At 38.0% G+C, this 12,505-nt stretch carries 10 protein-coding genes and 1 tRNA gene; 5 read left to right on the forward strand and 6 right to left on the reverse strand.

Translation table 11 applies throughout. The annotated features are described in order from the left end of the window. The 6 genes from ACIQXP_RS09160 to ACIQXP_RS09185 form a co-directional block, all read right to left on the reverse strand. Positions 1-3,609 (reverse strand): SusC/RagA family TonB-linked outer membrane protein, encoded by a 3,609-nt coding sequence (locus tag ACIQXP_RS09160; RefSeq protein WP_293744116.1) that lies wholly within the window; start codon positions 3,607-3,609, stop codon positions 1-3. A 140-nt stretch (positions 3,610-3,749) separates the two neighbouring features. Beyond that, complete coding sequence (locus ACIQXP_RS09165; protein ID WP_293744113.1) at positions 3,750-4,931, reverse strand: FecR family protein; 1,182 nt, start codon at positions 4,929-4,931, stop codon at positions 3,750-3,752. Positions 4,932-5,033: 102 nt separating this feature from the next. Beyond that, the gene (locus ACIQXP_RS09170; protein ID WP_293744111.1) at positions 5,034-5,612 is read right to left on the reverse strand and encodes an RNA polymerase sigma factor; all 579 of its coding nucleotides are present in this window, start codon (positions 5,610-5,612) and stop codon (positions 5,034-5,036) included. Between the two features lie 114 nt (positions 5,613-5,726). Next, a tRNA-Arg gene (locus ACIQXP_RS09175) sits at positions 5,727-5,800 on the reverse strand. Positions 5,801-5,899: 99 nt separating this feature from the next. Further along, on the reverse strand, positions 5,900-6,364 hold the full coding sequence (locus ACIQXP_RS09180; protein WP_293743597.1) for a redoxin domain-containing protein: 465 nt from the start codon (positions 6,362-6,364) through the stop codon (positions 5,900-5,902). A 79-nt stretch (positions 6,365-6,443) separates the two neighbouring features. Then, positions 6,444-7,343 carry an SDR family oxidoreductase gene (locus ACIQXP_RS09185; protein ID WP_387505292.1) on the reverse strand — a complete coding sequence of 300 codons (900 nt, stop codon included), beginning with the start codon at positions 7,341-7,343 and terminating at the stop codon, positions 6,444-6,446. Positions 7,344-7,436: 93 nt separating this feature from the next. Here ACIQXP_RS09185 and ACIQXP_RS09190 point away from each other — a divergent pair, with 93 nt between their 5' ends. The 5 genes from ACIQXP_RS09190 (at position 7,437) to ACIQXP_RS09210 (ending at position 12,357) form a co-directional block, all read left to right on the forward strand. Next, positions 7,437-7,955 carry a hypothetical protein gene (locus ACIQXP_RS09190; RefSeq protein ID WP_293743599.1) on the forward strand — a complete coding sequence of 173 codons (519 nt, stop codon included), beginning with the start codon at positions 7,437-7,439 and terminating at the stop codon, positions 7,953-7,955. A gap of 198 nt (positions 7,956-8,153) precedes the next feature. Continuing rightward, positions 8,154-9,656: a F0F1 ATP synthase subunit beta gene (atpD, locus tag ACIQXP_RS09195; protein ID WP_293743600.1), complete on the forward strand. Its 1,503-nt coding sequence runs from the start codon at positions 8,154-8,156 to the stop codon at positions 9,654-9,656. Between the two features lie 81 nt (positions 9,657-9,737). Then, positions 9,738-9,983, forward strand: coding sequence for an ATP synthase F1 subunit epsilon (atpC, locus tag ACIQXP_RS09200; RefSeq protein WP_090984893.1), 246 nt, complete (start codon positions 9,738-9,740; stop codon positions 9,981-9,983). Positions 9,984-10,771: 788 nt separating this feature from the next. Further along, complete coding sequence (ilvE, locus tag ACIQXP_RS09205; protein ID WP_387505293.1) at positions 10,772-11,662, forward strand: branched-chain-amino-acid transaminase; 891 nt, start codon at positions 10,772-10,774, stop codon at positions 11,660-11,662. 116 nt (positions 11,663-11,778) lie between these two features. Continuing rightward, entirely contained in the window at positions 11,779-12,357 is a 579-nt protein-coding gene (locus ACIQXP_RS09210) for an O-methyltransferase (protein ID WP_387505294.1), read from the forward strand. Positions 12,358-12,505 lie beyond the last annotated feature (148 nt).

A 12,505-nucleotide genomic window follows, 5' to 3' on the forward strand; every position in this document is an offset into this window, starting at 1 on the left:
TTATAGTGTTGCGTTTATTCCAAAGACATAACTAGGCGTAGGCGTGGTGCTACCAAAGTTTCCATTGTTGATATATTCTGGATCGATACCATCTTTGTTAGCTCTCCAAACAATTCCCAGATTTCTTACATTGGCAGAAACGGATACTGATTTTACGAAGTTGCGAGGAAGGTATCGTTGCGGAACAATATAGGCCAGCGAAATTTGCTGTAAACGGATGTTATCTGCTTTCCTAACCACGGCATCCGAGAAACGATAGCGATTGATACTGTTAAAATTTACATTAGCAATTCCTGGAACATCGGTAATAGCCTCATCACCAGGATTTCTCCAACGATCAGCGATATCACCTGCTCTTCCCAAAACGCCTGAATAGGCAAACGTTGTTGCAGAAGGATAGTTAGAATTGGTAATGGTGTTCTTCAGGAAAACATGCCCGAAATAACCTGTAAATCTTATACCCAAATCAAACTGACCATATTTAAAGTTGTGGTTAAAACCTGTACTAAAAGGAGCATACAGCCTACCTACATTAACCAAATCTTCTTTCGTAAATGCAGATGTAAGCGTGGTTGTATTGTTGATAATATTATTGTTACGGTCAAAAATTTGAGTTTGTCCTTTATTATCAAGTCCGGCGAAACGATAAACATATAGTGTACCTAAAGGAACACCTTCGATTACCGCAGCATTACCAGCAATAGTGCTACCATTATTAATAAACCGCGAATCGTTAACCTTATTGGTATTATAGCCGACATTAAGTATTGATTTCCAGCTAAATCTGCCCGCCCTGATTATTTCTCCGTTTAAAGAGAATTCGTAGCCATGACCGCTCAAAGTTCCGCTATTGAAACTCAAGATCGACCAGCCATAAGTAGCGTTGAAAGGAAATTGAGACAAAATGCCATAAGTTCTTTTATTATAAACATCAAAACTTCCATTTAATCGACCTTTAAATAAGCCAAAATCAAAACCTAAATTGGCCATTTTGGTAGTTTCCCATCCCAATTGTGAATTAGCAGGAGTTTCAATATTGGCGTAAGGCTGGTTGGTTCTAAAATCTGTTCCAGAAAGATTAAGTAGCGGCACATTGGTACCAGAAGTAGGAACGACACCAGCGGTACCAAGCGTAGCACGGACACTAAATGCATCAAGCCAGTTTAAATCTCTTAAAAATGCTTCTTTATTCGCATTCCATCTTAAACCAACTGACCAGAATGGTTTAGCCCTTTTACTTCTATCCAAGCCCAACAAAGTATAATCATCAAACCGTACACTACCGGTTACAAAGTACTTATCCATGTAACTGTAAGACGCATTACTGTAATAAGACAAGTATCTCTTACGTGAAGCAGCCAAGCTACTTAGGTTAGCACCTAACGACTGCGAGTAACCATATAAAGTTGGGTAGAGTTGGGTTGGGTTCACAGTTTTAATGGACCGTGTATCATCATCATATCCGTATCTCGTTTCGTTGGTCCCCTCAGATCGTGTTTCTCTAATTTCACTACCTGCAATGGCATTGAACTGATGTTTACCACCAATATTAAAATCAGAATTTAATTGCCCCCTTAATGTAGTTTCTGATGATGAAGTTCCATAGGTGATGTAACGACCGCCGTAAATAAGTCCGTTGGAAGCTTTACCATTAACCAATGGAGAAAATGTATTTACCAATATCCTGCCTGTATAACTATTCAATTCATCGAGCGTGTAGGTATTTCCAAACTGACGTTGGTTAGAGATAGATAGATCGGCATTTAACCATTTTGCTATTTTACCATTTAACCCAGCACTTATTCTAATCACATTGTTTCTGGAAATGGAATTGGAATAATTTAATTCATCCAAAGTATTATAAGTGAATGGCAGATAACCTTGTCCAACCAGTTTATTGGCAAAATCATCGCGAAAAATAATGTTTCTTCCAATGCTGTTTCCATTTGCATCAATTAAAAGATCATAGGGGCGCAGCGCTGTGGTACTCACAGATACTGCATTGGCTGCCGCCGGATTATATTGAGATTTTGTATACTGATAGTTGAACAATGCCCTTAAGGTTACTTTTTTGTTTAGGAAATCAGTTGATGTATTTGCGTTTACAAATGCATTCTCTCCATAATTACTTTTAAAAATTGGTGTATCTTTTGTATAGTTTCCTGAAATATAATAGGTACTGTTTTCCGATCCGCCTGAATAAGAAAGGTTATATTGATGATTAATGGCATTCTGCAACAAATATTTTTCTATCTGTTGTGATCCATTTCTTGATCCAATTTCTGCTAAAGCAGCATCACGCTGTGCTAGTGTGATTGTACCCCTTTTGTACCTGAACATCCATTCCGTAGCTTCACTGTTGTTCTGCGTGTAAACTTCATTTCCAGGTGTTGCAGATGCAGGATCAGCTATTAATCCCTTATCAACCATTTCCTGCTCCAGATCAACATACTGCGCACTGTTCATCCAGTGTAAATCTTTTATTGAAGGGTTTTTTGAAATACCAAATGTATAACCCACGTTTAAGGTTGGCGCAATTTTTCTGCCTTTTTTAGTTTCAATCACAATTACACCATTTGCTGCTCTGAAACCCCAGATAGAGGTTGCCGAAGCATCTTTTAAAAAGGTAATCTGCTCGATATCGGCAATGTTGATATTGCTGATGACAGAATTACCAAAAGTATTTGCACCGACCTGATTAGTTAGTGTTGCCCGGTCACTTGAATTCATCAAAGGAAATCCGTCTAACACAATTAATGGGGTGCCGCTATTGCCTGCGTAATTGTTCACCCCTCTTATCTGTATATTGTTTCCTTTAATATCAAACTTTACACCTGCCACCTGGCCTTCCAACCGCTCCATGATATTAACTGCAGGATTGGCCTGCAACTCTTTACCCGTAACTACCGAGTAAGCACCTGCTGCCCGTTCTTTACTGATTTTTTGATAACCGTTAGATACTACGCTAACCTCTTCCAGCGCTGATGAAGCCGCTGTTAGTTTTACGTAATAGCTAACAGTTTTTCTGTCCACAAAAATTTCTTCCCCTTTATATCCTATATAGGAGATTTGTAATACATAACCATTGGCAGGAACATCCTTGATAAGGATATCCCCATCCTTATCAGTTACATACATTTTGTTAATGGTTTTATTATATACGTTGGCGCCAGGAAGCGGACGTCCTAACGAATCTCTGATGCTCACCTTAACATCAATGTCTTTTACCAGATCAACCAGTTTATCTGCAATACTTCGTTCCTTAATGACAATGGTTTTACCGTCGACAGAAAAAGTGAGTGGCTGGTTGTTTAACGACTTTTGAACGGCTTCTAAAACATTAACCTGATTCACCTGGATAGAAACGGGCCTGGCATCTAAAATGAGGTTAAGATCATAGATGATGTTATATCCACTTTGTCGGCGAATTTCTTTCAGGACGCGTTCCAAAGGCGCATTTTTTTCAACAATGGAAACTTTTTGTGCCTTGGTTGATGCACTTAATTGCATTAAAGCCGCCAAGAGAATCACAGCCGTCAATCGCATAACGAGTAGCAGTTTGCGGAGCTGCCTGTTGGGCAACCCGAGTGAAGTAAAATTTTTATACATTTGTTTGTTTGGTTTAGTGCATCTGGCCTGGGCTTCGAAATCAAGACCTGATGCGTGATTAGTTGATTATTATAGTCGACTACCAAATTATCCAGGGGTGCCGCCAAGCACTTCTGGTTTTTTTTGGAATCGTTTTTATTTTATCTGGAAACGATTACCCTCCTTCCTTCAAGTTTAAAGTGTACTTTTCCTGTTAACTGAATATGATTGAGTACTTCTGAAATATTGGTGCCTCTCGACATCCAACCACCAAGCATTAAATTTTCTGGTGCCGTTTCTTCATATACGATTTCCACATCATACCATCGGGCTACCTTTCTCATCGCAGTACGTAAATCTTCCCTAAATACAAATTCTCCGTTTTTCCAGGCAACCGCCATTTCGGTATCTGCCTGTTGCACCTTTATGCCTTCATTACTTAATTTGGCCAGTTGCCCCGGTTTAAGCAGTGTAGCTTGATCATTGTTCAAAGTAACCTTTACGCTTCCCTTCAATAAAGTAGTATTAATAAATGGCTCATCAGCATAGGCATTGATATTAAAATGCGTACCCAGCACTTCTACTTTTTCTGATGGAGTTAGGTTTTTAACAACTGTTACGGAAAATGGTACCCTTCCTTTAGGTCCTTCCATATGCGCTACTTCAAAATATCCCTCTCCGGTTAAGGTTACGTTTCTTCCGCTTAAAGCAAAAGCTGTTGGATATTTTAAAGACGACCCTGCATTTAGCCAAACTTTTGATCCATCAGGTAAAATGACCGTGTATTGCCCGCCGATAGGCGTGGTAATGGTATTAAATCCAACGTTTTTACCTTTTGCTTTTAAGGCTTTATAAACCAAAGTTCCATCAGCAGATTTGGTAATTTCAATGCCAGCTTCGGTAGCAATTTTTCCAACAGCGTTGTTATTTAAATCAATCACCTTACCATCAGATAAAGTTAATATGGCCTTATCAGTACCAGCAGGCAGATCATATTTTTTTGCGACCACAAACCGATCTGGAGTGGTATTATTATTTTTAAGCATCAGGTAACCTGCGCCCGCTATTAATAATACACTTGCAGCGATTCCTATTGAAATAATTCTTTTGTATGGCCTGGTCAGTTTCGCAACCTTAGGCGATTCTGCCTCTGTATGCGAAACACCAGCAATAATTTTATTCCAGATTTTCGCTTCCAATTTTTCATATGCTATTGGCGGATCGACCGATTTATTTTCTTCAGCTTTTAACAAATACCATGTTTCCAATTGGGCTTTTTGCTTTTCATTAAGTTTATTATGCAGATAGTCTCTGATAAATCCACTTATAGTTTGTTTGTTCATGTTTTTTATAGGAAGTATAATAGTAATGACAGGCAGCTCGGGCCAATGTTGTATCCAACATTAAAAAAAAGTTACTTTTTTATTAATTTATTAGGAAAAGTGCTATAATGCAGTGAAAAAGGAAGGCAAATGATTGCCAAATTTGGTTCGCAGCGTAGAAATAGCTTTGTTCATCTGTGTTTTTACAGTGAGTTCAGAAATATCCATGATACCTGCAATTTCTTTGTAAGAAAGATTTTGTTTTCGCTTTAATTCGAAAACCTCGCGCATTCTGGGAGGAAGTTTTTCAATTTCCTCTTCAATCAGTTTGGCCAAGATCCGTTCTCTGATGAGGTGATCGGTAATTTCCTGTGCCTGATCCAAAAACTGACCAAGATCGGTTAAATAAGCATGATGCACCTGGTTTTTACTAAAAAAATTCAAAATTGCATTTCTGGTAGAAACATACAGATATGCACCAATTGAAGTATCGGATGGCAATTGAGGTGCTTTCTGCCACAACCTGGTAAATACCTCCTGAACCACATCCTCGCTTTCGTTCTCTTCTTTGAGCATCCGAAAGGCATGTTTATAAAGCAATGGCCAGTATCGGCTATAAATTTCTGAAAAAGCCTTATTATCTTGAGCTATTAACAGCGAAAGTAATTTATCATCACCATATGTGGCATAATCCTGGTCCATTGATGAGTAAAAATAGAACTTATTTACGGTAAATAGAAATGGGTAAAATGCACATGGAGGATAATTTCCACATCAAATAAAAAAGGATACTGCTAAAAGCAATATCCTTTTTCGTGCACTCGTAGGGATTCGAACCCCAAACCTTCTCATCCGTAGTGAGATGCTCTATCCAATTGAGCTACGAATGCATTTCCGTATCGTTAACGGACTGCAAAGGTATAATTTGATATTTTAATTTCCAATTAAATTTTAAAAAAATCTTAAAATAATTCTTTGCAGATTTTGCCTTATGCGCTTAAAGCTTCATTAATTGCTTTGAAATCAGGCAAATCCTTTGCATTTTCCAAAACTTCGGCATAAGCAATTTTTCCTTCTTCATCAATTACAAAAGCTGCTCTTTTCGACACACCTTTTAATCCGAAGAAAAACTCATCGTAAAAAGCACCATAAGCTGAAGATACTTCTTTGTTAAAATCAGATAATAATGGAAACTGATAATTTTGCTCTTCTTTAAACTTAGCCAAAGAGAAAGGAGAATCAACTGATATGCCAATTACCTGGGCATCTATTCCTTCATAATAACTGAAATTATCACGCATCGTACATAACTGTTCTGTACATGTTCCGGTAAAAGCCATCGGAAAAAAGTGAATAATTACTTTTTTGCCTTTAAAACCAGAAAGCGAAACTTCGGTTAAATCAGAACTGTATAGTTTAAAATCTGGGGCGGTATCGCCAACTTGTATTGCCATTGGATTTTTTATTTAAAATATGTTGTTAATGTTTTCATTGCTTTGAGACTCACGACTTCAGACTATCGACTCAGGGCTATCATTTCATTTGCTGTTCCAAAATTAGCAATCCTTCTTCAAAAGAATGCGGATTGTACCCTAAATCTTTAATGGCCTTATCCAGCACAAATCCCGTTTTCACAGGCCTTTTAGCCGGTTGGTTTAAACTTGCTGAACTAATTTCATTGATAAACGACTGATCCAGTTTCCAATAATCGGCAACTTTTCTCACTAAATCAGCAATACTCATATAGTCTTTGCCTGATATATGATAAATCCCCCTCGCCGCTCGCTCAACAGCCAGCAGACAGGCCTCGGCCAAATCTTCGGCTAGCGTAGGCGTACGCCATTGGTCGTTCACTACGTTTATTGGCGAAGCTTTTTCGAGGGCACCCTTAGCCCACAGCACAATATTGCTCCGGCTCATGTCGTGGCTAATACCATACACCAATACTGTCCTTAAAATAGCATAATTTGCTTTTGAATTTTTAATCAGCTCTTCAGCCATCACCTTCGATTCGCCATAATAACTAACCGGATTTACCACATCGTCCTCTTTGTAAGGTCCGTTTTTTCCATCAAAAACAAAATCAGTGCTCAGATGGATCAATTGAATGTTTTTTTCCTCGCATATAGACAACAAAGTTGCGACGGCCTCAACGTTTAACTGACGGCAAAGTGTTTTATTTTCCTCACAGGTATCTACATTTGTCATTGCAGCAGTATGGATAACCGCATCGGGACAATATCTTTCCATAACCGCCTTTACCTGCTCAGGATTTAGTATATCCATTTCTGCGTACTCATAACCTTCTTTTACAGGATAACGGTTTGCCCCTACTGAACTGGCTATGAGTTTTACCCGCCCTTCGGCAAGTACTTTTTCTGTTATTTTCTGACCTAAAAGTCCATTGCTGCCGGTAACCAGTATTTTTTTCATTCTTTATATTAATTTATTATCTCTCATTTACCACCAACTGTAATAGCTTTATGGTAAATTGCTCATTAATCAATCCGAGAACCAAATATAACGATGAAATCTATTTTAACTGCTTTGTTATTTCTGTTTGGCCTTAACGCTATGGCCCAGGAATCAACCGTCACTACCCCCAACCTTAGAAAAAACAGCATTTACGCCGAACTCCTTGGAAACGGAGGTGTTTATTCGATTAATTACGACAGGATCTTTCAATTAAGCAGGCAGGTAAAAATTGTAGCAAGAGTTGGTTTTTCAATCCTAGAAAATGTTTTGTTTTTTCCACTGGAGGCAAACCTGCTCCTAAGCAAAAGTAGTACATCTAAAAATTTCTTCGAAACAGGTATTGGTCTAACCGTATTGAAGCCGTTAAGTGGTTTTTCAGGGCAACTGCTTACCATTAACGGATATGATTATAATTTTCATAACAACACTGTAAATACCCCCGTAATGATAAGGGCTGGTTTTAGACACCAGAAGCCAACAGGAGGATTGATGTATAGAACCGGCGCACTGTTAATGACCGGTGATGAAACCCTATTAACCATCGGAATTGGACTGGGTTATACTTTTTAACGTCGCATTGGATTCGTTGATTAAAATGATCGGTTTTTGCGAAAATTTTTCGCCAAAAATTGATCAGTTTTATGCTGTTGAAAAATTTTATAATATATATTTAAAATTCAGCAAGAATAACTTAACTTTGCCAACCGAATTGGAGCCCCTACAAACAGCTTTAATTCATTGACTGTAATAAATTTACTCACAACAGATATGCCTAACTTAGGAAAAATAGCACAAATTATCGGCCCTGTGGTTGACGTTAGCTTTGCTGATGATGCCCATCTACCTAAAATTTTTGATGCGTTAGAGATAACGAAAGAAAATGGACAAAAAATTGTTTTAGAAGTTCAACAGCACTTAGGTGAAGACCGCGTACGTGCAATTTCGATGGACTCTACCGATGGTTTGGTTCGTGGTATGCAAGTAGTTGATACTGGCGCTGCGATTAAAATGCCAGTTGGCGACCAGATTAAAGGTCGTTTATTTAATGTGGTTGGAGAAGCGATTGACGGTATCAACACAGTTGATAAAACAGATGGTCGTCCTATCCATGCAACCCCTCCTAAGTTCGAAGATTTATCTACTGAAACTGAGGTGCTTTTTACAGGTATTAAAGTAATCGATTTATTAGAGCCTTATGCTAAAGGTGGTAAAATCGGTTTGTTCGGTGGTGCTGGTGTAGGTAAAACGGTATTAATTATGGAGTTGGTTAACAACATCGCTAAAGCTTATGCTGGTTTATCAGTATTCGCAGGTGTTGGTGAGCGTACCCGTGAAGGTAACGATTTACTTCGTGAGTTTATCGAATCAGGTGTAATCAACTATGGTGACGATTTCTTACACTCAATGGAAAAAGGTGGATGGGATTTGAAAGCTGTTGATACTGAAAAATTAAAAGAATCTAAAGCAACACTGGTTTTCGGTCAAATGAACGAGCCTCCTGGTGCACGTGCACGTGTAGCATTATCGGGATTAACCGTTGCTGAATATTTCCGTGATGGTGATGGCGAAGGCGCTGGAAAAGACATTCTTTTCTTCGTTGACAATATCTTCCGTTTTACGCAGGCAGGTTCTGAGGTATCGGCTTTATTAGGTCGTATGCCATCAGCAGTAGGTTACCAGCCAACACTGGCAACGGAGATGGGTTTAATGCAAGAGCGTATTACTTCAACTAAACGTGGATCAATTACATCAGTACAGGCAGTTTATGTACCTGCGGATGATTTAACTGACCCGGCTCCGGCAACAACTTTTGCCCACTTGGATGCTACTACAGTACTTTCGCGTAAAATTGCCGAGTTAGGTATCTATCCTGCGGTAGATCCTTTGGATTCTACTTCACGTATCCTTTCTCCAGCGGTTTTAGGTGATGAGCACTATAACACTGCACAACGTGTTAAAGAAACGTTACAACGTTATAAAGAATTACAGGATATTATCGCCATCTTAGGTATGGACGAATTATCTGAGGAAGATAAATTAGTGGTATCAAGAGCACGTCGTGTTCAACGTTTCTTATCTCAACCTTTCCACGTAGCTGAGCAGTTTACAGGCTTAAAAGGTGTATTGGTTGACATTAAAGATACCATCAAAGGATTTAACATGATCATGGATGGTGAAGTTGATGAGTACCCTGAAGCTGCATTTAACTTAGTTGGTAGCATTGAAGATGCAATCGAAAAAGGTAAAAAATTATTAGCAGAAGCGAACTAAAAGAGACGTGAGACACTAGATATGAGATGTGAGAGAGACTTAGTCTCAAATCTCATATCTCTCATCTCCAATCTAAAAAAAATGAATTTAGAAATATTAACTCCAGATAAAAAAGTTTTCGAAGGCGAAGTAACAGCAGTTACGGTTCCTGGTACTTTAGGTTCTTTTCAGATTTTAAGAGACCATGCCGCTATCATCTCAACTTTGGAAGATGGAGAAGTGATTATTAAAGCAAATAAAACCGATGAGCAACGCTTCTTTATCAAAGGCGGTGTAGTTGAAGCTATCCACAACAAAATCGTGGTTTTAGCCGAAGGTATCGCTTAACCAAAATAATCAACTCATTTGGAAAGCCTTCTGATTTTAAATCAGAAGGCTTTTTTTATTATTTTATTTTCGAAATCTTGTACTGACTAACCTTCAACCGGTTTAACTGACTCAATCATTGTGCTGAACTTGTTTCAGCATCCTTCCTGTTAAATAGATCCTGAAATAAGTACAATAACGATGAGATCAGGGTAGATCCTGTTATAAATGATGTACCAATTCTCAATAAGTATGAAACACCTGTAATAACCAGTTGTCTTCCTAAGTGGTAAATGCAATTTTTCGTTGTTATTTCGTGACTAAACACCTCCAAATTTTCAATTTTTAACGCACTTCTACTTATTTTAGGCAGAAAATGAGAAAATTTACAATGCAAGCATAACAAATAGACTATATACCGTTTTGATATTTAGTCTACAACGGTCGGCATTAAATCACTAATTACACCTCAATTAAGAATTATGTTTTGATTTTAACAAAAATCAAGAAATTATATTCCGATTTAACTTTTTTTTGATTTCTCTTGCATATTAATGAACCAAAAACTAAATTGGTTTTATAAACAAGAAGATAATCATGACGATTGAAAATCACACCTTTAACCCAAAAGCATTAGCAGCAACAGTTGTCAGCGTGGTGTTGTTTCCTGTCATTTTATTTAACCTTCTACTCCTAAATATTTTAGGCAAGAAGCGGACGCAGTTTAAATAGATTTTAATAAACTAAATATATCTAAAGCGTCCCGAACAAACGGGACGCTTTTTTTAAATAACAAAATAGAGAGTATTATGAAATACTACAATTCTAATACGATTATTTACCTTGACGGAGCTTTTGAAAAAGCTGTAAATAGCAGTACTGACCTTTACGGCCAATCGCTACATTACGGTTATGCCGCTTTCGAGGGTATTAGAGCCTATAAAACGCACAATGGTAACCGCATTTTCAAAGCTGCAGCCCATTTCGACCGCCTAGAGCGTTCCTGCCAGTTGGCAAACATCCCCTTTATATGGGATAAACAAGAATTGATTGCTGCAACCTATAAACTGCTTCAGTTAAATAAGCTCAAAGATGCTTATATCCGCCCATTGGTATTTTGCCACCCGAATATGAAATTAAACGAACCAAGTGGCGTTTCAATTTTAATATGCGCCTGGGAATGGGATGCATATTCGGGTAATAAATTATTAAAATTAACCGTTTCTGATTACGAGAGGCCAAACCCAAAATCAGTTCCGATGGAAGCCAAGTTGAGTGGCAACTATGTTAATTCTATTTTGGCAACCACAGCGGCAAATATTAAAGGTTACGATGAAGCTTTACTTTTAGATATGCATGGCTTTGTTGCCGAAGCATCAGGAGCAAATATTTTCCTCGAAAAAGATGGCAAATTATATACCCCATCGCCAGGAAATATTTTACCCGGTATTACCAGAGCAACAGTTAAAGAACTGTGCAACGTTTTGGATATAGAATGTGTGGAGAAAAAGCTAACCATAGAAGACCTTAAAAAGGCCGACAGTGCTTTTTTATGTGGAACAGCCACTGAGATAGCGGGCATTGCCTCTATCGACGACATTGTATATCGCCCATTGTGGAGAGAATCTATTGGCTATACCATACAGCGTGCTTATAAAAACCTGGTGCTCGAAAAAGTAAATTATGAAGTGATCATTTAAATGGGCTGATAGCTCAGTGTCAAACGGCTAATAACAGATTAGCATAAATGCCATTAACCAAATGACCGTGAATAAGCAGCAAAAAAATTGAAATACTAACGAGCAACCAATAACAGATGACGGAAGAGATCAATCAAAATTATCCAAAGGCATACCAGCAGATCAATACGGCTACTATGGCATCAGGATTTAACATGGCTTCGGACGTATTAACCTGTTCTTTGCTTAAGACACTTGCAGCGTCTAAACCTTCCGGCAGTTTTCTTGAACTTGGCACCGGAACCGGTTTATCGACAGCCTGGATATTGGATGGTTTAGATAAACAAAGTACTTTGATATCAATAGATCACGATGCTAAATTTTTAGCAATTGCAAAAGATTATCTTGGCGATGATGATCGTTTAACCTTAGTGAATACTGATGGCGCAGAGTGGTTTAAAGAAAATGAAGGCAAAAAATTCGATTATATATTTGCAGATACCTGGCATGGAAAATATTTGCTTTTAGATGAAGCGATTGCCATGCTCAACAAAGGTGGTCTTTATATAATTGATGATATGTTACCTCAACAAAATTGGCCTGACGGTCACCAGGAAAAAGCCAATAAGTTGATTAAAGATTTGGAATCCCGTGATGATTTACATTTAACCAAACAGCTTTGGGCAACAGGAATCGTAATCGGGGTGAAAAAATAGAGTAATATAGTAAATAGTTCTTTGCATTTTTAAAGAAGTTAGTATGTTTGTAGTTCAGTCGACGACATGAACATAAATACAAACATTATTAGCAACCTTATTATTGTCATTTCTAAAAAAAGAGGTGGAAATCGTTGCGTATAATATA

The sequence above is a fragment of the Pedobacter suwonensis genome, assembly GCF_044762335.1.
Lineage (GTDB): Bacteria > Bacteroidota > Bacteroidia > Sphingobacteriales > Sphingobacteriaceae > Pedobacter.